Source organism: Ruegeria sp. CI1 (assembly GCF_056536925.1).
This window is the reverse complement of sequence record NZ_JBQFQP010000004.1, coordinates 256,758-276,138: the sequence shown is the minus strand read 5'-3', so window position 1 is coordinate 276,138 and position 19,381 is coordinate 256,758. Positions and strand designations below refer to the sequence as shown.

At 60.1% G+C, this 19,381-nt stretch carries 21 protein-coding genes; 12 read left to right on the top strand and 9 right to left on the bottom strand.

The window, feature by feature from the left end; all coding sequences use genetic code 11:
• Positions 1-57: 57 nt before the first annotated feature.
• The 4 genes from queC to queF are packed head-to-tail and all read left to right on the top strand — an operon-like array spanning position 58 to position 2,293.
• Complete coding sequence (gene queC, locus ACR0LZ_RS06910; RefSeq protein WP_480749046.1) at positions 58-750, top strand: 7-cyano-7-deazaguanine synthase QueC; 693 nt, start codon at positions 58-60, stop codon at positions 748-750.
• A complete protein-coding gene (gene queD / locus ACR0LZ_RS06905; protein ID WP_480749045.1) occupies positions 750-1,106 on the top strand; it encodes a 6-carboxytetrahydropterin synthase QueD in 357 nt (118 codons plus the stop codon). The genes queC and queD overlap by 1 nt, the downstream gene beginning before the upstream one ends.
• Positions 1,103-1,816 carry a 7-carboxy-7-deazaguanine synthase QueE gene (gene queE, locus ACR0LZ_RS06900; RefSeq protein ID WP_480749044.1) on the top strand — a complete coding sequence of 238 codons (714 nt, stop codon included), beginning with the start codon at positions 1,103-1,105 and terminating at the stop codon, positions 1,814-1,816. The genes queD and queE overlap by 4 nt, the downstream gene beginning before the upstream one ends.
• Positions 1,817-1,825: 9 nt before the next feature.
• A complete protein-coding gene (queF, locus tag ACR0LZ_RS06895) occupies positions 1,826-2,293 on the top strand; it encodes a preQ(1) synthase (RefSeq protein WP_480749043.1) in 468 nt (155 codons plus the stop codon).
• Here the strand turns inward: queF and ACR0LZ_RS06890 are convergent.
• Positions 2,290-3,228: a GlxA family transcriptional regulator gene (locus ACR0LZ_RS06890; RefSeq protein WP_480749042.1), complete on the bottom strand. Its 939-nt coding sequence runs from the start codon at positions 3,226-3,228 to the stop codon at positions 2,290-2,292. The two genes, queF and ACR0LZ_RS06890, sit on opposite strands and share 4 nt — an antisense overlap.
• A gap of 75 nt (positions 3,229-3,303) precedes the next feature.
• Here ACR0LZ_RS06890 and ACR0LZ_RS06885 point away from each other — a divergent pair, with 75 nt between their 5' ends.
• The 3 genes from ACR0LZ_RS06885 to ACR0LZ_RS06875 are packed head-to-tail and all read left to right on the top strand — an operon-like array spanning position 3,304 to position 7,297.
• A complete protein-coding gene (locus ACR0LZ_RS06885) occupies positions 3,304-4,464 on the top strand; it encodes an acyl-CoA dehydrogenase family protein (protein ID WP_480749041.1) in 1,161 nt (386 codons plus the stop codon).
• Positions 4,461-6,521: an acetate--CoA ligase family protein gene (locus ACR0LZ_RS06880; protein ID WP_480749040.1), complete on the top strand. Its 2,061-nt coding sequence runs from the start codon at positions 4,461-4,463 to the stop codon at positions 6,519-6,521. Before ACR0LZ_RS06885 ends, ACR0LZ_RS06880 begins: the two co-directional genes overlap by 4 nt.
• Positions 6,518-7,297, top strand: coding sequence for a carnitinyl-CoA dehydratase (locus ACR0LZ_RS06875; protein WP_480749039.1), 780 nt, complete (start codon positions 6,518-6,520; stop codon positions 7,295-7,297). The genes ACR0LZ_RS06880 and ACR0LZ_RS06875 overlap by 4 nt, the downstream gene beginning before the upstream one ends.
• Positions 7,298-7,303: 6 nt before the next feature.
• Here the strand turns inward: ACR0LZ_RS06875 and ACR0LZ_RS06870 are convergent, their stop codons facing one another.
• Positions 7,304-7,936, bottom strand: a complete 633-nt coding sequence (locus ACR0LZ_RS06870) for a class I SAM-dependent DNA methyltransferase (protein WP_480749038.1) — start codon at positions 7,934-7,936, stop codon at positions 7,304-7,306.
• 87 nt (positions 7,937-8,023) lie between these two features.
• Between ACR0LZ_RS06870 and ACR0LZ_RS06865 the strand changes: the two genes are divergently transcribed.
• Positions 8,024-8,887, top strand: a complete 864-nt coding sequence (locus ACR0LZ_RS06865) for an SDR family oxidoreductase (protein ID WP_480749037.1) — start codon at positions 8,024-8,026, stop codon at positions 8,885-8,887.
• Positions 8,888-9,289: 402 nt separating this feature from the next.
• Here ACR0LZ_RS06865 and ACR0LZ_RS06860 read toward each other — a convergent pair whose 3' ends face one another.
• Both ACR0LZ_RS06860 and ACR0LZ_RS06855 read right to left on the bottom strand, forming a co-directional pair.
• Complete coding sequence (locus ACR0LZ_RS06860) at positions 9,290-9,916, bottom strand: class I SAM-dependent methyltransferase (protein WP_480749036.1); 627 nt, start codon at positions 9,914-9,916, stop codon at positions 9,290-9,292.
• Between the two features lie 24 nt (positions 9,917-9,940).
• Positions 9,941-10,768, bottom strand: coding sequence for a sterol desaturase family protein (locus ACR0LZ_RS06855; protein WP_480749035.1), 828 nt, complete (start codon positions 10,766-10,768; stop codon positions 9,941-9,943).
• A gap of 215 nt (positions 10,769-10,983) precedes the next feature.
• On the opposite strand from ACR0LZ_RS06855, the gene ACR0LZ_RS06850 reads away from it, so the two are divergent.
• The 3 genes from ACR0LZ_RS06850 (at position 10,984) to ACR0LZ_RS06840 (ending at position 13,447) form a co-directional block, all read left to right on the top strand.
• On the top strand, positions 10,984-11,967 hold the full coding sequence (locus ACR0LZ_RS06850; RefSeq protein ID WP_480749034.1) for a helix-turn-helix domain-containing protein: 984 nt from the start codon (positions 10,984-10,986) through the stop codon (positions 11,965-11,967).
• Positions 11,968-12,443: 476 nt separating this feature from the next.
• A complete protein-coding gene (locus ACR0LZ_RS06845) occupies positions 12,444-12,725 on the top strand; it encodes a hypothetical protein (protein WP_480749033.1) in 282 nt (93 codons plus the stop codon).
• Between the two features lie 89 nt (positions 12,726-12,814).
• On the top strand, positions 12,815-13,447 hold the full coding sequence (locus tag ACR0LZ_RS06840; RefSeq protein ID WP_480749032.1) for an exopolysaccharide biosynthesis protein: 633 nt from the start codon (positions 12,815-12,817) through the stop codon (positions 13,445-13,447).
• 33 nt (positions 13,448-13,480) lie between these two features.
• On the opposite strand, the gene mgtE is transcribed toward ACR0LZ_RS06840, so the two are convergent.
• The 3 genes from mgtE to ACR0LZ_RS06825 all read right to left on the bottom strand — a co-directional run bounded on the left by mgtE (position 13,481) and on the right by ACR0LZ_RS06825 (position 15,569).
• Positions 13,481-14,854 (bottom strand): magnesium transporter, encoded by a 1,374-nt coding sequence (mgtE, locus tag ACR0LZ_RS06835; protein ID WP_480749030.1) that lies wholly within the window; start codon positions 14,852-14,854, stop codon positions 13,481-13,483.
• A gap of 74 nt (positions 14,855-14,928) precedes the next feature.
• Positions 14,929-15,294 carry an SPW repeat protein gene (locus ACR0LZ_RS06830; RefSeq protein WP_480749029.1) on the bottom strand — a complete coding sequence of 122 codons (366 nt, stop codon included), beginning with the start codon at positions 15,292-15,294 and terminating at the stop codon, positions 14,929-14,931.
• Positions 15,295-15,320: 26 nt separating this feature from the next.
• The gene (locus ACR0LZ_RS06825) at positions 15,321-15,569 is read right to left on the bottom strand and encodes an EF-hand domain-containing protein (RefSeq protein WP_480749028.1); all 249 of its coding nucleotides are present in this window, start codon (positions 15,567-15,569) and stop codon (positions 15,321-15,323) included.
• A 270-nt stretch (positions 15,570-15,839) separates the two neighbouring features.
• Between ACR0LZ_RS06825 and ACR0LZ_RS06820 the strand changes: the two genes are divergently transcribed.
• On the top strand, positions 15,840-16,685 hold the full coding sequence (locus ACR0LZ_RS06820; protein WP_480749027.1) for a LysR family transcriptional regulator: 846 nt from the start codon (positions 15,840-15,842) through the stop codon (positions 16,683-16,685).
• Between the two features lie 62 nt (positions 16,686-16,747).
• Here ACR0LZ_RS06820 and ACR0LZ_RS06815 read toward each other — a convergent pair whose 3' ends face one another.
• Together ACR0LZ_RS06815 and ACR0LZ_RS06810 are read right to left on the bottom strand one after the other, a co-directional pair.
• Positions 16,748-17,116, bottom strand: a complete 369-nt coding sequence (locus tag ACR0LZ_RS06815; RefSeq protein WP_480749026.1) for an SET domain-containing protein-lysine N-methyltransferase — start codon at positions 17,114-17,116, stop codon at positions 16,748-16,750.
• A gap of 2 nt (positions 17,117-17,118) precedes the next feature.
• The gene (locus ACR0LZ_RS06810; RefSeq protein ID WP_480749025.1) at positions 17,119-19,380 is read right to left on the bottom strand and encodes a GNAT family N-acetyltransferase; all 2,262 of its coding nucleotides are present in this window, start codon (positions 19,378-19,380) and stop codon (positions 17,119-17,121) included.
• Position 19,381 lies beyond the last annotated feature (1 nt).

The following is a 19,381-nucleotide window of genomic DNA, read 5'->3' as shown; positions in this document are numbered from 1 at the left end:
CGGATGGTCCGGACGCCGGTCGCAGCCTACCCGGCTTACAAAACAAGGATCTGAAAAGTGAAGACAATTGTCATCTGCTCCGGCGGGCTGGATTCGGTTTCGTTGGCGCACAAGGTGGCCGCCGAGCGTGATTTGGTCGGGCTGATCTCCTTCGACTATGGCCAGCGCCACCGGAAAGAGGTCGAATTCGCAGCCCGTTGTGCCGACCGGTTGAGTGTACCGCACGACCTGATCGACATGGGGCATATCGGAAGGCATCTCAGCGGTTCGGCCCTGACCGACGATGTGGATGTGCCAGATGGGCACTATGCCGAAGAGACCATGAAAGTTACGGTAGTTCCCAACCGCAACGCCATCATGCTGGCCATCGCCTTTGGTGTTGCCGCCGCCAAACAGGCGGATGCTGTGGCGACAGCAGTTCATGGCGGTGATCATTTCATCTATCCCGACTGCCGGCCGGAGTTCACCGAAGCATTCGAGGCAATGCAGGCAAAGGCGCTGGACGGATATGCCAGTGTTAGACTCTATACACCCTTTGTCCGGGTGTCAAAGTCGGCTATCGTGACCGAAGGCGCAAAGCATGGCACTCCCTTCGCTGACACATGGTCGTGCTACAAGGGCGGTGAAACCCATTGTGGGCGCTGCGGTACCTGTGTGGAACGACGAGAAGCGTTTCACATTGCAGGTGTCGAAGACCCCACCATCTATGCCGATCCGGAGTTCTGGAAAGCGGCTGTGGGGGTGGCCTGATGTTTCGTATCACCAAGGAGTTCCATTTCTCGGCCTCGCACCAGCTGTGCGACTTGCCCGACGATCATCCCTGTGCCCGATTGCACGGGCACAACTACGTGGTCGAAGTGGAACTGAGCGCTAGCGAACTGGATTTGAACGGGTTTGTGGTGGACTATCGCGAGTTGAAGCCGCTCAAAACCTGGATCGATGACGAGTTGGATCATCGACACCTCAACGACGTGTTTGGTCATGACATGGTAACTTCAGAACGGTTGGCGAAAGAGGTTTATGATTTCTGCAAGACACGCTGGGCACAAACCAGTGCGGTGCGCGTCAGCGAGACGCCAAAGACATGGGCGGAATACCGGCCATGACGCGCCTGCGCATTGCCGAGATCTTCGGTCCGACCATTCAGGGTGAGGGGGCCGTGATCGGTGTACCGACCGTTTTCGTGCGTGCCGGCGGCTGTGATTATCGCTGTTCGTGGTGTGACAGCCTGCATGCTGTTGACAGTCGGTTCCGCCTTGAATGGTTGCCCGTGACACCGGCAGAGATCATGGCCAAAGTCGAACAGTTATCCGGAGAAACACCAATAACAGTGTCTATTTCCGGCGGAAATCCCGCCATACAAGACTTTTCGCCCGTGATCTCATTGGGCAAGTCCAAAGGTTATTCCTTTGTGATGGAAACCCAGGGCTCGGTCGCGCGGAATTGGTTCGACGAGTTGCAAACACTGATCCTCAGCCCCAAACCGCCGTCCTCCGGCGAAGTGATGGATTGGGACGTGTTCGGTGCTTGTGCCGCAATGAAAACGCATAAGGTACTCAAGATCGTGGTCTTTGATAACGCTGACTACAACTGGGCGCGCGAGGTTGCCGCGCGCTACCCGCAACTGCCGCTTTATCTGCAACCGGGCAACCACACGCCACCGCCGCCAGACTCGTATGATGCTGTCATTGACATGGGCGGTATCATGAACCGGTATGAATGGCTGATCGAAAAAACCCTGGGGGATCGTTGGTATGCCCCCACCATCCTGCCGCAACTGCATGTCCTGATTTGGGGCAACAGGCGCGGCGTATGAGGCTCTAACATGGCTAATCAAGACATCTATGCGAACCTGACCCAGCTTGGCGGCAAGACCGAGTTGCCCAAATCTCCCGATGAAGCGGTGCTGGAAAAAGTACCCAACCCGCAGGCCGGAACGGATTATGCGGTGCGGTTCACGGCGCCGGAGTTTACCTCACTCTGCCCGTTGACGGCCCAACCCGATTTTGCCCATATCGTGATCGACTATGTTCCGGGTGATTGGCTGGTCGAGAGCAAGTCGCTCAAGCTGTTTCTCGGCGCCTTTCGCAATCACGGTGCCTTCCACGAAGATTGCAGCGTGACCATCGGCAAGCGGCTGGAAGAGGTGCTGAAACCCAAATGGCTGCGCGTGGGTGCCTATTGGTATCCGCGGGGTGGTATTCCGATCGACGTGTTCTACCAATCCGGTCCGGAACTGTCAGGTGTCTGGATCCCGGATCAGGGCGTGCCGACCTATCGCGGGCGCGGTTAGCCGCGTAACGCGCGTGGAGTGGTGCCGAACTCTGTCCTGAATGCCCGCGTCATGGCGCTAGGATCGTCATACCCTGCCCGCAGAGCAATTTCGCCAATTGAGAGTTGGGTTTCCACCACCAGTTTGCGCGCCAAATTCAGGCGCAGGCGGCGATAAACCTGCGCTGGGCCGGCACCAAGATCGGCACGCATCTTTGCTTCGAGCACCTTTTGTGTCCGTCCGACGCGGCGGGCAATTACCGGGATTGGCAGCGGCGTTTCCAGGTGTTCCTGCATCAGCGCTAGAGCTTTGTTTACAAAAGCGCTGGACGACCCTGCGCCGCCACTGTGAGATCGCGCAGACTCCCGCGTCATAAAAAGCTGCGCTACCTCCAGCGCAAGGGCCTGCCCGTGGTCTTGTCCGATCAGGTGCATTACCAAATCGAACGCGGCCATCGCACCCGAACAGGTGATCCTGCGCCGATCGATGATGAACCTTTCCCGATGTACATCGACTTCGGGAAAGCGTTCGGAAAAGCCGGTCATCTCCTCCCAATGGATCGTGGCGCGATGACCATCCAGCAACCCGGCCTCAGCCAGCAGCCAGCTTCCTGTGTCCATTCCTGCTATCATGGAAAAACGGGTCGAAGCCGCACGCAGGCTTGCCTGCGTGCGCCACCCACTGTGCCCAAGATACCCATAGGACGGCATCACGACCAACATGTCGCCGGATGCATTGCCAAGCGTGTCATGCGGTGACACCTGCAAGCCAGAGGATGAGGTCACAGGGTCGGAGCCGAGCGACAGGAATTGCCAACGGTACAATGCCTTCCCCGACAGTGTATTGGCGGCACGCAGCGGTTCAACCGTGTTGGCAAGGCAATGATTGGAAAAGCCATCGAACAGCAGCACGCCGAATTGCTGCATTGCAGAGGTTGATTTTATCCAATCTTGCATGACTGATGTCTATTTCTGCATGAATATCGCTGCAACCCTGTTCAGGATAAACCCAACTCAGTCCGGAGACACAGAATGCAATACGGCTTGTCCGAAGAACAGGAAATGATTGCCGCAACTGTTCGCAGTTTCGTGGAGAACGAGATTTACCCGCACGAAGACCTGGTAGAGCGCACCGGCGAAGTGCCCAAGGAGATTGCGGACGAGATAAAGCGCAAGACGCTCGAACTTGGATTTTACGCCTGCAATTTCCCCGAAAGTGTCGGCTGCGCCGGGCTGAACCATCTTGAGTTCGCGTTGGTCGAGCGAGAGTTGGGGCGTGGGTCAATGGCGCTGAACCATTTTTTTGGGCGCCCGCAGAATATCCTGATGGCCTGCGAAGGCGAGCAGATTGAACGTTACCTGATGCCCGCCGTGCGCGGTGAGCGAATGGATGCACTGGCGATGACCGAACCGGGCGCGGGGTCGGATGTCCGGGGCATGAAATGCTCGGCCGTCCGCGACGGAGGCGACTGGGTGGTCAACGGCACCAAGCATTTCATCTCGGGTGCCGATCACGCGGATTTCCTCATCGTGTTCATCGCGACCGGAGAAGACCAGACACCCAAAGGCCCCAAGAAGCGGATTACGGCCTTTCTCGTCGATCGCGGAACGCCCGGATTCACGATCCGTGATGGGTACAAGTCGGTCAGTCATCGGGGATACAAGAACATGATCCTTGATTTCGACGACTGCCGCCTGCCGGACGCACAGGTTCTGGGCAATGTCGACGGCGGGTTCGAGGTGATGAACACCTGGCTTTATGCCACCCGGATCACGGTGGCGACCATGTCGGTCGGTCGCGCGCGCAGGTGCTTTGACTATGCCTTGGACTACGCCGCAACACGCGAGCAATTCGGCCAGAAAATCGGCAAGTTTCAGGGCGTATCTTTCCAGATCGCGGACATGATCACCGAGATTGACGCAGCCGATCTGCTGACCCTTTCAGCAGCGGACCGGTTGGACAAGGGACTTCCTGCCAACCGCGAGATTGCCTCGGCCAAGCTCTATGCGTCCGAGATGCTGGCGCGGGTAACCGATGCCGCAATCCAGATTCACGGCGGTATGGGTCTGATGGACGATTATCCACTGGAGCGGTTTTGGCGTGACGCGCGGGTCGAGCGGATCTGGGACGGCACATCGGAAATCCAGCGCCATATCATCAGCCGTGACTTGTTGAGGGCGCTTGGGGCATGACCTCCGTGTCAGAATTCACTCCAGAAATGCGAGAAACCACCAAGTTAGAGTCTCTGAAACGCGTTCTGCATTATCGTTCTCTTGCGGTTATTGGTGGCGGAGTGTGGTGCGCCGAAATCATTCGGCAAGTTCGAAAGTTCGGGTTTTCCGGCCCGGTTTGGCCGGTTCACCCAAAGGCGACCGAGATCGCCGGTGAGCCCGTGTTCGAGACCATCGAGGCCTTGCCCGAAGCGCCGGATGCCGTTTTTATCGGCATCAACCGCCACGCCACTATCGAGGCCGTGGAAGTTCTGTCGCGAAGCGGCGTCGGCGGAGCGATCTGCTTTGCTTCCGGCTTTACAGAGGCCCTGGCCGAGGATGCCGGATCAGCGGACTTGCAGGCGCGGTTGGTGGCGGCGGCTGGAGACATGCCGATCCTTGGGCCGAATTGCTATGGTTTCATAAACGCGCTCGACCGCGTCGTGATCTGGCCGGACCAGCACGGCATGCGGCATGTCGACCGCGGCGTTGCCATCCTGACGCAAAGTTCGAACATCGCTATCAACATGACGATGCAGCGGCGCGCCTTGCCATTGGCTTTCATGCTGACATGTGGGAATCAGGCCCAGACCCATCAGGCCGAGATCGCAATGGCCCTGCTGGATGATCCCCGGATCACCGCAATCGGCGTTCACATAGAAGGCTTTGGTGATCTGAGAAAGTGGGAAGCCCTGGCCGCCCGCGCGCGTGAACGGGATGTACCGATCGTCGCGCTGAAAATGGGCAAGTCTTCGCATGCACAGACCGCGACCGTGTCGCATACCGCCTCGCTTGCCGGCAGTGATGCCGGTGCGCAAGCCTTTCTGGACCGGCTTGGGATCGCGCGGTTGGACGACGTGCCAAGTTTTCTGGAGACGTTGAAGCTGCTCCATGTTTCAGGCCGGCTGGAAGGAAACGGGATCAGCACAATCAGTTGCTCGGGTGGCGAGGCCAGTCTGACCGCTGACATGGCTGTTGGGCGTAACTTGCATTTCCCGCCCCTGACCGATTGTCAAAAGGCTGATTTGCGCGCAGCACTTGGGCCGATGGTCGCCTTGGCGAACCCTCTGGACTATCACACCTATATCTGGCGCGATACGCCAGCAATGACCCGGGCGTGGATGAGCATGACCGGTCCGGATGTGGCTCTAACATTAGCCATTGTTGACTATCCGCACACAGATGCCACCGATTGGGAATGCGCGACACAAGCCGCGCTGAACTGTGCGCAAGAAGGGAAGCCATTCGCTGTCGCCGCGACCTTGCCAGAACTTATGCCGGAAACCGTTGCAAAAACCCTCATGGCTGGCGGGGTTGTTCCCTTTGCCGGCCTGCATGAAGCCTTGGCAGCAGCAGAGGCGGCGACTCGGCCCTTGCCGAGCTTGGCGGACGCCGTGTTGTTGCCAAGAAACCTCGAGGCTGACGTTGTTCTGACCGAGGCGGAAGCCAAGGCAGAGTTGGCGGCCTTCGGTCTGAAAATACCTCGCAGCGTGACGGTGCGGCCGGATCAAGCCGTCAACGCAATCCGATCCATGAAGGGGCCATTTGCGGTCAAGGGCGTTGGTCTGGCACACAAGTCCGAACATGGGGCGGTTTTGCTGGGCGTGGAGATCAAAAACATTGCAGATGCTGTCGACAAAGTTGGAACACCGGAAGTTCTGATTGAAGAAATGGCAACCGGAGGCGTTGCCGAGTTGTTGGTGGGCGTCACCCGCGACCCGGCGCATGGGTATGTACTGACTATTGGGGCAGGTGGCATACTGGCTGAAATCCTGCGCGACACCGTCTCAATGCTGATCCCCTCCGCCCGCGCGGCCATTCGTGAATCACTTGATCTCTTGGCCTGCGCCCCGCTGTTGGCAGGATATCGTGGAAGACCAGGTGTCGATCTCGACGCGGTGCTTGATGCGGTCGAGGCGGTGCAAGCCTATGTCATTGCCAATGCGGACAGCGTTGGTGAAGTTGAAATAAATCCGTTGATATGTACGGCGACCAGCGCGGTCGCTGTGGATGCCCTCATTCGAAAGGCAAGCTCATGAATCCAGTTAAAACCAAGCGTGATGGCGCGATCCTTGAAATCACCCTGGACCGCCCCAAGGCGAATGCGATCGACCTGCAGACAAGCCGGATTATGGGTGAGGTATTTCGCGACTTTCGCGACGACCCGGATTTGCGCGTGGCCATTCTGACGGGTGGTGGCGAGAAGTTTTTTTGCCCTGGTTGGGATCTGAAGGCCGCAGCCGATGGCGACGCCGTCGATGGTGACTATGGCGTCGGCGGCTTTGGCGGTTTGCAGGAATTGCGCGACATGAACAAGCCCGTTATCGCGGCAGTGAACGGAATAGCCTGCGGTGGCGGTCTGGAACTGGCGTTGAGCGCTGATATGATCGTGGCAGCGGATCATGCGACCTTTGCATTGCCCGAAATCAGGTCTGGCACCGTGGCCGACGCCGCCAGTGTGAAATTGCCCAAACGCATTCCTTATCATATCGCGATGGAGTTGCTTTTGACCGGCCGCTGGTTTGACGCGACCGAGGCACAACGTTGGGGGATGGTGAACGAGATTGTCCCGCCCGATCAGTTGATGGATCGCGCTTGGGAGTTGGCGCGCCTTCTCGCAAGCGGCCCGCCGCTGGTCTATTCCGCGATAAAAGAGATCGTTCGCGAGGCGGAGGATTCCAAGTTTCAGGATATCATGAATCGGATCACCAAACGTCAGCTGGCGACGGTCGATATCCTTTATGCGTCCGAGGACAATCTCGAAGGCGCCCGCGCATTCGCCGAAAAGCGCGATCCGGTCTGGAAAGGGAAATAAGACGGCTCAGGTCTTTTCGAACAGGGCGACAAGGGCGGTGTCGTCCTTGTTCGGTCCGGCTGCCAGATCTCCGTAAATACGGACTTCTTTGAGTTTCAGGTTCTCAATCTGTCCGTTCTGCAAGTCGCGTAATATGTCAGCAAAACCTTTTGCTTCATAATGCTTTGCATTGATCGACAAGGCAAACTGCGCCCCACGCCGGGCGACCCGCAGCAGGGCAGGAAGCGCCTCGGGGCCAAGGTGGCCGTGCGTGAAAGTACCCGAGGAAACGATGCCGGAATAGCTTTCCCGTGGAACTGGAATACCCAGGTTCAGATCGGCCTCGATGGCATCGCGATAGATGTCCTTGCGCATCGCTTCGGCCAGCATCTCGGGGCTTATGTCGGTGGCATCGATCGGGCCGACGCCCAAACCGGCCAGCACCGCGCCGCACAGTCCGGTTCCCGCTCCCACATCCAGTACCGGACCTTGCCCCCCGGCGGCAACAAAGGCGCGGGCGGTTTGGACGTGAAGTTGATAATCTTCGAGCGCTGCGAAACTGTCGTCATAATCACCGGCCCATTCGGCATAAAGCCGTTTGTGGTCTTCCGGTGTTTCCAGCGCATAGGCGGCGTGCAGGTCGGGTGTCTTTTTGCTCATGCCCCATGAAAGGCCCAAGCGGAGATTCGAATCAAGTGCGTCCATCGGGCGCTTGCATCGTCCAGCATTGCAGCCCATCAAGGTAACATGACAGGCACACTTCTTTCTTTTGGACACGGATATTCTGCTCAGGCGCTGTCGCGTCTGCTGATCCCCCGTGGATGGCGCGTTATCGGCACGACGCGAAACACAGAACAGGTTGATAAAATTCAGAATTCCGGAGCAGAACCGACTATTTGGCCGGGTTCCTTGCCGTCGTTTGATGGTGTGACTCACATGCTGATCTCGACCTCTCCCACCTCGGCGGGTGATCCTGTACTTGCCGCGCTGGGCGATGAGATCGTGGCGAGGGCGGGGCAACTCGAGTGGGTCGGCTATTTGTCGACAACGGCGGTCTATGGCGATCATGATGGTGGATGGGTGGATGAAACCACGCCACCGGAACCGGCCGCCGAGCGCGGGCGCTGGCGGGTGATGGCCGAGGAACAGTGGTCCGCTATCCCGGGATTGCCTCTGCACATCTTCCGGCTGGCGGGAATCTATGGGCCGGGGAGGGGACCATTTTCCAAGTTGCGAAAAGGTGGGTTGCGGCGAATTATCAAGCCTGAACAAGTATTTAGCCGTATACACGTTGACGATATCGCACAGGTTCTGGCGGCATCGATGGCACGCCCAAATCCGGGTGCGATTTACAATGTGTGTGATGATGAGCCGGTGCCGCCGCAGGATGTGATTGGGTATGCTGCTGAGTTGCAGGGGTTGCCGCTGCCGCCCGCCGTGCCGTTCGACGAGGCTGACATGACCCCGATGGCCCGCAGTTTTTATATGGAAAACAAGAGGGTACACAATGATCGGATCAAGGATGAGCTGGGAATCGAGCTGATCTATCCGAACTACCGGGTCGGGCTTGAAGCGCTGATGAAGGAGACTGACGGCACGGAATCCGGATGAATTGTCCAATTTGTACCGGTCCCAGAAGGCAACGTGCCGTTTTGTACAGTTCCGGAACGGTCAAATCGCGCCCCCACCGCCGCTTTCCTGCCCTGCCGAACGCAGCAAATGGGAGTGGATTTTCCGGCCGGACGAACCCGTCCAAAAAATTTGGTCATGTCTTGAAGTTATTTGTCTGCTTCACGGACGATGCAAACCTCCGGGCGAACGGCTCTGTTAAGCGTGACCGGCCCAGAGCCGACCTTCGATCCACCTTCAAGATTCTGCGGTCGCAGCCCGCTTTGCGGTCATTCGCTGCAAGTGCGAAATCCGGGCTTCCTCGAATTCACAGATCGCGGACAAAGCGCCAATTCGCAGCACGAGCCGAAGCGACGGCTCAGCCCGCCTTTGCGGTCCTTCGCTTCATGGCTTCTCCGCGATACTCCAATGCGTCAAACGTCCTGTGATGTCCTCAGTTGTGGTCTCCGGGTCCAGGAACCCGACCAGCTTCAACGTCTCCTCCACTTCCTGAACGCTCGGGAAACGATAGACGGTGTCGGGGAACCCATCCACAGCCCGACTGTCGGCGGTCGATCGGTAACAGAGCACGAATCGCCCACCATGGCGAAGAACGCGAAACGCCTCGGCAAGATGGGCCGCCGGGTCCGGCCAGAAATAGATCGTATGCACCGAAAGCGCCTTGCCGAACCGCGTGTCCGGAAAGGGCAACGCAGCAGTGTCGGCACAATGAAACGTCAGGCGCGTGTCCCAGACCGCATCACGGTTCCTGGCACGAGCACGCTTCAGCATAACCTCTGAGAAATCCACGCCGGCGCTGTCCGAAAGACGTACCATCGCGTCTGCCTCGAAAAGCGTTTCGCCATGGCCGCAGCCGATGTCGATGAGGCTGTCGCCATCTGCCAGATCGAGGAGGTGCAGCGCGCGTTCGTTTTCGGGACGTGTCTCGCGCGCCATGACGCGAGCAACAATTGCACCGAGCAGACCTGTAGGTCGGCGGCTCTGACGGGCGATGAATTCCGGTTTCCTCATCTCTGTTGCTCCAGCAGGGGGATTTCATTCGGCGTTGTCCAGGGTACGCCGAAGTGCCCTACGGACGCCCTGTGCCGGAACCGGTTGGGCCGCCCGGCGGAAAGCTTCGCGATAGCCGGGATGCTCCGTCCCCATCAGCCGGTCCCACCATGTGAAGTAGAGGCCGAGGTTATAGCCGGCATGGGCGTGGTGCATGTCATGATGGGTGACGGTCGTCATCCAGTCGAACAGCGGTCTGCCGTACCGGTTGGCCGGGAAAAGTTCGTAACCCGAATGCCCGATCGCATTCCGCAGCATCATGTGCGTGACGAATACCAGGATCGCCGCCGGATGGGCGGGCAGGACGAGCAGGATCAGCGGCAGGTAGACCGCATTCAACACCGCCTCACCCAGATCAAAACTGTAGGAGGTAAAGGGCGTCGGGTTGTGCGACTTGTGGTGCAGCCTGTGAAAGCGCCGGAAGATCGGCGGGTAGTGCAGAAGCCTGTGCGACCAATAGAACCACGTATCATGGGCGACGATCAGAACCGCCGTGCTGAAAATGAGATAGGCCCAGCCGTAGGTGGCGATTTCCGTATAGATCGGGACGAGTCCCGCCTCCGCTCCGACAACGATCAGCGTCCCGTTCAGCGCAAAGATCAGAACCGTGCGCAAGCTTGCGAGGATTTCGCGGCCGATCTGGCCTTGCGGCGGTTCATCGGCCCGGATCTTCCGCGCCCGGAGCCGGGCCGCCAGCGCCAGGTTCACTGTCAGGTAAACGCCACCTGCACCGACGGCGTAGCGCAGAAAGTCCGTGGCGAGAACGCCGGAGAAAACCCCAGCGAGATGACTGATAATGCATTGATCTTCCATGATGGTCTCCTGTTTCCGGGTGCTCCGGACCACATGCGACGACAGGGCATTGCAGCGCGCGCTGTATTCGAAAAGTGCCGCGCGATTTTCGGAATCGGCGCGGCTTTTCCGGAATCGGCGCGTCGTTCACGGTTGACCGGCTCCCCGGTCTGGGCTTCGCTCGATCCATGGAAGATTTGATCGTTAGAATTGATCTCCTTTTGAGGGGCGGCGCGGTGACGGCGCTGGCGACTTGTGCGCTGATCTTCCTGGCCAATCGTGCCGTTTGGCCCAGGGGCCTGTCGGTGCCTGCCCTCTGCCTCGGACTTGGTGCTTACTTGCTTGTGTCGTCGCCGAACCTGGGGCTCTCCGGGACCTGGGCCGAGACCGGTCTCGTCATGATGGCCGGTGTGGTGCCGATCCTGGCGGTCTGGGCCGGGGCAGAGATATTCCTCGACCGGCCGGTTTACCGGCCATGGCACGGCATGCTGGCAGTCTTGGTCACCGCAGGTGCCTGGCTTGCACCCATCCTGCCCTTCGCGGCGACGCTCCGGGGCATCCTTGTCGTGTTGCTTTATGCGGGCTTGCTCTACATCGTGTTTTCTACAGCCGCCGGCGATCTGGTCGAAACCCGGCGCCGGTTCCGCAGGTGGTTCGTGGCACTCATGGCCCTTACCGGCCTCGGGATCTCGGTGGTCGAGTTCCTGGAGCTTGATGCCGATCTGCCACCCCTGATGTACCCGATCCATGCCTCGGGATTTCTGGTGCTGACGCTGCTGTTCCTGTCCTGGGCCGTGCGGATCACATCCGATCTCTGGCCCCTTCGGCCGGAGCCTGAACCGGAACCTGCCAGGCCATTGTCAGGCGCCGATGCCGCAGTTCTGCAAAGGGTCGAAGCGGCAATGGCGGATGGTATCTGGCGACAGGAAGGGCTTACAATCGCGCGGCTCGCAGCAGCAGTGGATGCGCCTGAGCACAGGGTCCGACGCGCGATCAACAAGGGGCTCGGGTATCGCAACTTCGCCCAATTCGTGAACGAACGCAGGATAGAGGCGGCGTGTGAGGTTCTGTCCGATCCTGCGCGGGCCGATACACCTGTGCTGTCAATCGCCTACGATGTCGGGTTCGCCTCCATTGGGCCGTTCAACCGTGCGTTTCGAGAGAAATATCAGCAATCCCCGACTGAATACCGTAATCTGCATGGCGTATCGAACGGATGACGCAGTTTGCGATTTGTCGCGCTCACAAGGCTCCGTCCTACCCTTGCATCACAGGCACCTTCCTGAACTTGGAAATTGAATGGCTGCTCTGGCGCATTTGCGTGCCTCCATTTGGCCTGCAGCATCCGGCAAAATGGGCTCTTCGCGGCCACTAGATCGGTCGCAGCATTCTTGAGTTCAATGTTCAAAAGAACGGCAGCTTTCGCGAGCCCGGCAGAGAGCCGACGCAAACGCAGCGAAAGTCAGCTTCCCGCCCTGCAGTAAAAACACTGCGTCTCGCGCCAAGACTCTCTTTTCTTGAAAATAGACCAGCACGCTGTCGCGACACGTTTAAATATTCTCTGATCCGCGCCGTCTGGGCTCTTGTGATGGCCGGGCGCCGCTCCATATCTGATGGGCCGGGTGCGAGGCTCCGCCCGGCTGCCGCAAGCGCGAACACGCGCGCCCAGGGCTTCCTCCTCTGACGGAAGCAATACATGCGCTCATTTCTTGCAGTTGTCGTCGCCGGTTCGCTGGCGGCCCCCGCCGTGGCGGACGAAACCGAGGGACTTATCCTGAGTTTCGACCGGGTCGATCGAATTCTTGTCATGACGGACCTGACGGTCTGGGAATTGCCTGAGACGGTCGAAACCCCGGCGGACCTTGGGCGGGGCGACCGCATCCAGATCGAATACGCCACCGCCGGTGAAGACGGCCTGACCGCCATCACCGCGATCGACCGGCTGGCCGTGGCTGTCGTGAAGGATTCGGACGGCTGAGGCCGATTTTGACCCGCGCGCAGATGTTCCGCCGGCCATGGGGCAAGCCCCGGCGGGGGAACGGCAGTGCCGGATATGGTGCAGAGTGAATGCCCAAGCTTGAGACGGTCGAAGCGCTGTTGGTGCGCCGCCCCGGTCGGCGTTTGTCGGAGGTGCTGGGCGATCTCGATGCCGGCGAGGGGCCGCGCATTTCGGTCGGGGATATCGTAAGCGCGCTGCGCGACCGGAGTTTTGCGCCGCTGATGGTCATCTTTGCGGCGCCGAACGTGTTGTTGTTCATCCCCGGTTCGTCGGTCTTTACCGCCGTGCCCCTGATGTTTCTGGGACTTCAGCTGGTTCTCGGGCGTCCTGACGTGTGGCTGCCGCGATTCGTGGCCGACCGTTCGATCGAGCGGGCCGCGTTTGGCCGCATCGTCGCGGTATCGGTTCCCTATGTCGAGCGGATCGAACGCCTTGCCAAACCCCGGTGGTGGCCGACCTCGTACCTTGTTGCGGAACGGGTGATCGGGGTTGCGACGCTGGCTTTGTCGGTGTTTCTGTTCCTGCCCATCCCGTTTGCCAACGGGCTGCCCGCGCTGTCGATCATCATGCTGGCGCTGGGTCTGAGCGAACGCGACGGCTATTGGTTCATGTGCGGTTTGCTGTTGAGCGCGGTTACAAGCGTATTTGTGGTGGGGATCGTTTCGGTTGGTGCGCTGGCGGTTCTGGGGCTTGTCATGTGAGGCAGGTGCCTGATGCGGCATTTCCCGGATGGGTCATCCGACCAGCCAGGGCATCATGACCGTTGCCAGGCTGAGAACGAAGAAGAACCCCGCCATGTCGGTGATCGTGGTCAGCAACGGCCCGCTGGCAACGGCCGGATCCTGCCCGATGCGCTTGAGAAGCAAAGGCACGACACCGCCGATCGAGACGGCCAGCATCGTGTTCAGCGCCAGCGCCAGGCCTATGACCAGCCCCAGCGCGGGGACGCCCTTCCAGATCCAGGCAACGATGCCGATGAGGACGCCAAGGGCGATGCCGTTGATGACGCCCACCGATATTTCCTTGAGCCAGACCCGGAAAACGTCGATCGGCCTGATCAGGCCAAGGCTCAGCTCGCGCATGGTGACGGCGACGGCCTGATTGCCGGAACAGCCGCTCATGTCGGACACCATCGGCAGAAAGACCGCCAGTGCGATGACGGCTGCCAGAGTCGATTCATAGGCGGCGATGACGCTGGCCGCGATGATGTTGAGCACGATGTTGGCCGAGAGCCATGCCAGCCTGCGCCGGGATCTGAGCCATACGGGCATCGAGCGCAGCTCGTCTCCGACGACGCCCTGACGTTTGAGGCTTTCGGTCTCGGCGCGTTCCAGCATCGCCTCTGCCACGGCAGAGCGGGACACCACGCCGACCAGCGTGCCGTTTTCGTCGACCGCAGGCAGGCCGAGAAAGGAATGCAGGTCGAACAGGTCTTCCAGAACATCGAGCCGGGTTTCGACCGAAACTGATATCGGCGGGATCATGATGGATTGCAGCGTGGCGCTGCGTTTGGCGGTCAACAGGCCGCGCAATGACACGACGCCGGTCAGTTTGCCGTTGGCATCGGTGACATAGGGGTGCTGGCCGCGATAGCGTTCGAACTCGTCTTCTGCGGCGACGATATCGCGAAGGACCTTGCCCACCGTGTCGGCCTCGAGAAAGCAGAAGGCCTCGGCCATCATCAGGCCACCGGCGGTATCGTCTTCGTATTCCGCAAGGCGGCGTATGTCGGCGGCGTCGTCTTCGTCCAGCTCGGACAGGATCGCTTCGGCGTCTTCGGTATCGAGCTCGCCGATCACATCGGCCTGAATATCGCTGTCGAGAACGTCGAGTATCTCGGCCGCGCGTTCGGGTTCAAGGCTTTCGACGAGATCGACCGCCAGCTCGTTCGGCGCCTGCTCGACGAGCTCGGCCGCAAGCTCGACCGGAACAAGCGCGAGGACGCTGTGGCGGATTTCGCTTGGCAGCAAAAGCAATTCACGCAGCCCCTCACTGCGAGATCGCTGACGCAGCAAATCAGTCACCAGATCGGTATCGCCGTTCGCTGCGGCAGCTCCAATGTCGGGGCCAAGCGCTTGGTCGGGAGTTTCCAGTTCGTCCGTTTCCATGTCGGGTACTTTGTGTTTATTGGATAGATCGGCGCGAACTCAGGATACGGGGCGGCAGCCCGCCCCGCAATTATTCAGGCATAGCTTCGCCTGTGGCGGGCCGTCAAAAGTTCGGCTATCGCAACCGATACGATGGCAACCCCGGCAATGCCGGCATTGGTCGTTGCAACGGTCATGTCCGCAAAGCCGAAGATCCATGGGTCGATCACGGTTATGATGCCCAAGGCCATGCCAAGGCCGATGCGGACCCAGTGGTGGTATCGGGTGTTCAAACCGGCGACGACAAGGGCAAGAAAGCCCATGGACATCGTCGCGAGCGTGGCCTGATCGGATGTCCCGGCAGACAGGCTGGCCGCGTTGAACAGGACGAACGGGGACAGCAGCAACCAGATGCCTGCGGCCGTCAGGAACTGACCAAGAAAATGAGTTGTTTGGCGCATGGGGTGATCACTCCACCGATCCGGCGTTACAGGTTGGTTTTTGGATCGGGCAGGATTTCGGCACCGATCGCCGCCAGGAATTCTTCGTCGTTGATGAATCCATCCTCATCCAGGTCGATCTCTCCGAACAGCTCTTCGGTGACATCGGGATAGAACGTTTGCAGTTCCGCAAAAGAGGCCATGCCATCGCCATCGGTGTCAATTTCCGCTGGCATTGCGAAGCCTGACGTTGCCATCAGCGCCGCGAGCAAGGCGCCAATCGAAACTCGGCCCATTGTATTCTCCATGTGCTGGGACGCCCCAAGATGACGATCCCCGGTAAAGTCCAAGTCGGTAGCGAGGGTTTCGGTGCGGGAGTCAGCCTGTCGGCATGAGCACCCGACACCGTCACGGCGGAACCAAGTTGATCCAGTGGCAGAAGGTATGGATCGCGTTCCGGAGATGTGACGGCCCCCAACCGCTACGGTGCATATATGGCTGCTGCGCATCCCTTTGAAAAACGAATTTATATTGACGCATCTATCGGATAGGCAAATAGATAGGGAATGGATATCGAGTTGGCGCGCACCTTTCTGGCGGTAGTCGAGACCGGCAGTTTCTTTGATGCTGCCAACAAGGTTCATGTGACGCAATCGACCGTGAGCATGCGCATTCGATCATTGGAAGATCAGCTTGGCCGACCGGTCTTTGACCGCGGCAAATCCGGTGCGACACTGACCCCTGCCGGGCGACGGTTTCAGAGGCATGCGCAGACGCTGGTTCGGACCTGGTCACAGGCGCGGCTTGACGCTTCGCTTCCCGAGGCGTTCGACATGTCGCTGGAAATCGGTGCGGTTCCGAGCCTTTGGCACAAGCTGCTGGTCGGGGCGCTGCCGGTGTTGATGAAGCGGTTTCCCAACGTTGCGATCAACGCGATCTCGGAACGGTCCGAGACACTTGCGCGGCAGATCGAGGATGGCAGCCTGGATCTTGCCGTGACCTATCGACCACGAAACAACGCCGAACTGAACGCCATTCAGCTTTTCGAGGACGAGTTCGTTCTGGTCAGCAGCAATCCCGATCCGACAGCGGACCCGTTGGGCGATGGGTACGTGCTGATCGACTGGGGGCCGGAATTCCGCGCCGATCACCTGTTGAACTTTCCCCACCTGTCAAAGCCCGCCTTGCAACTGGGCATCGGGACGCTTGGGCTGGAATACCTCAAGACAGTGCCGGCATCTGGGTATTTCCCGCATCACGTGGTGGCCCCGGAAATTGCGCAGGGGTGGTTGCGGCTGGTAGAGGACATGCCCCGGTTCGGCTATGCCTCTTACGCGCTCACCAGCGAAACCGACGGCATTCCCGCCGAGGCGGCGCGTCTGCTTCAGAGTTTTGCGAAGTCGCAAATCTAAAGGTGACGCAGAGTGCACCAATCCATTTCGCGGGCGCTTGGGCCTGACGGATTGATGCGCTGTCAGATCGGATCGAACCAGACCGGGCAGGCATATCGGCGGGTCAATTCGGTGCCTGCAGGAATCGCCTGTGTGGCGCGCAGCGTGACAGTCCAACCGATGCGGCGTTCGAAAGCGGCTGCCGTTTGCGTGTTTGGACTATCCGCGTGGTTGACCAGAGTGGACAGGCCGAGCACCAGAAGCCCGCCTTTGGCATCGCCGGGATGAGCGAAGTGGTAATCATCCAGCGACGTCTGGGCGATGGTGTCAACGGTATGCGCGTCGAGTTCCAGCGCCGGGGCTTTTTCCAGAACCTCGCCAGCCATCAGCGGGGCCGCCGCGAAAACGCCCAGCCCCTTTCCCGGCACGGGCCGGATGGACAGCTTTGACATCGTCACGACTCCAATGCCTTGGTGTAAATCGCCTTGCCGTCCCCCTTGCGGTAGAAGTCGGTCAGTTCGGCGGCCAGCTGATAGTTCTGCCGCAGATAGAAGGCGCGGGTTGCCGCGTAGGCCGGGCTGGAGGAGGTGTCGATATAGACCCGCCGCCCGCCAGCATGCGAGATGGCGGCTTCGACCCGGTGCAGGAGTTCGGCACCCAGGCCCTGGCCCTGAAGTTCAGGCGACACCGCGATCCAGTAGAGATCCCAGCTTGTGTCCGATCCGGGGATCTGACCGTAACAGGCGTATCCTTCCAGACGGTCGCCCCTGGACGCCAGAATGAAGTGATAGCCGGAAGCCAGCCCGCGTTCGATCCGTTCCTGCGCAAGTTCTTCGGCAATCGCAATCTCTTCGGCAGAGAACCGTTCGGTCGTGGCGACCAGCGCGCGGATTTTTTCCGGGTCTTCGGGCCGGACGGCGCTGCGCCACTGTCGGCGTGTGGCCTCTGACATGGGCCGTTGTGGTACCTTTGGTGCGCGCCGCGCGGTTTCCAGACCGCTTGCGAAACCTTCGAAAAAGGCGCGGGCATTGGCGCCCAGCGTGCGGATGCGATAACCGCCTTCCTGCACCAGAACGGTGGGGTATCCGGTGCTGGCGATCCGCGCGCCGATGCGGCGGAAATCCTCGGGCCGGTTCGACCATGTGCCGGTGGGGTCGCCGCGCCCGGTGTCGAAGCCGAGCGAAAGGACAAGGTATTCCGGTGCAAACGTCCCGATACGGTTCAGCGCGCGTTCCAGCGCCGCAAGATAGTCGGCGGGTGAAACGGTTTCGGGCAGCGGTATGTTGAGATTGTATCCCGCGCCCGGGCCGCGCCCGGTTTCGTCGCGAAAGCCGGTGAAATAGGGATAGGCAAAGCTGGGATCGCCGTGGATCGACACGGTCAGGACATCGGCACGGTCATAGAAGATATCTTGCTGGCCGTTGCCGTGGTGATAGTCGATGTCGAGGATGGCGACCTTGCCGTAGCGGGACAGGAAATTGGCCACGATGGCGCCATTGCAAAGATAGCAGAAGCCGCCAAATGTCTTGCGCTCGGCATGGTGGCCCGGCGGGCGCACCAGCGCATAGGCCGCGGGCGAGCCGGACAAAACCGCCTCGGCCGCCGTCAGCGCGCAGTCTACGGCGCGGCGTGCGGCGGGCCAGGCGTTGCGGTTGATCGGCGTGAAGGTGTCGATGCACCAGTATCCTGCAAGTACCGAACGTTCCTTTGGCGGGCGCGTGGCGTTGCGCACCGGGAAGACGTAGGGATAGACCGAGGTTTTTTCCGGCGCCTCGGCGCAGGCGCTTTTGAGATAGGCGACAAGCCCGGCGTCGTGCACCCCCCGTATCCAGCGGTCGGGAAAGTGCTGGGCTTCATGGCGCACGAACAGGCCCGTTGCGTCGAGATCGTCGAGAATGGTCTGAATGCGGACCGGGCTTTCCACATAGCCGCGTTCGCGCACATGGTGGATGTCGTGGCGGTCGTTGACGATCAGCGGAATGGATCGGCGCAGGTCCGGCGGCGTTCGGGCTGAGATGGTCTTGCCATAGTGTGCGGGGCGGAGGGCAAAGCGACCGTCCTCGATCGAGGTGACCACATGTTCGATGTACTCGGGCGGGCACAGGCTGCCGTATTTCCGTTCGAGGATCGCGCGCACGATGTCTTGCAATCGCATTGCGTCCGGCAGATCGTGACGCCCAAGCCCGTCAAAGACCAGATGCGGCATGTCGGTGTCGTTTGGCGAAAGCGGGGTTTCATAGCCTGTGCCGGTGATCGGGCGGGCGCCGAAGCGTTCGTAGAATTTCAGCCGCGCGGCGTTCTGTTCGCGGATTTCCGGATCGGGGCTGAGGTCGGGGTCATCCGGGAGGCATTCGAAATAGAGACCCTTTGCACCAAGCGCCGCTGCTTCGAGCCGCACGCGTTCGTACAGCGCGCCGCCCGCGCCGCGCCCGGGTTTTGCCCCGGGTGACGTGGCGAGCATGTCGAGAAAGGCAAAAGCAAGCTCGGGATCATAGAGCATGACGGCGGCGGCGCGAACGTGTGACCGGGCGTCTTCGGCCACAAGCAGTTCCGCGACGAACCTGTGGGTATAGGGATCTTCGAGCCGGTCGGGCAATGCGTCGATGTCGCCGGGCGCCATGCCCGGGAACTGCGCGCGCAGGATTGCCTGCGCCTCGGTGACGGCGGTCCGGTTGCTGGGGGCCCGTGCGTCGGGAACCTTTCTGATCCGGAACATG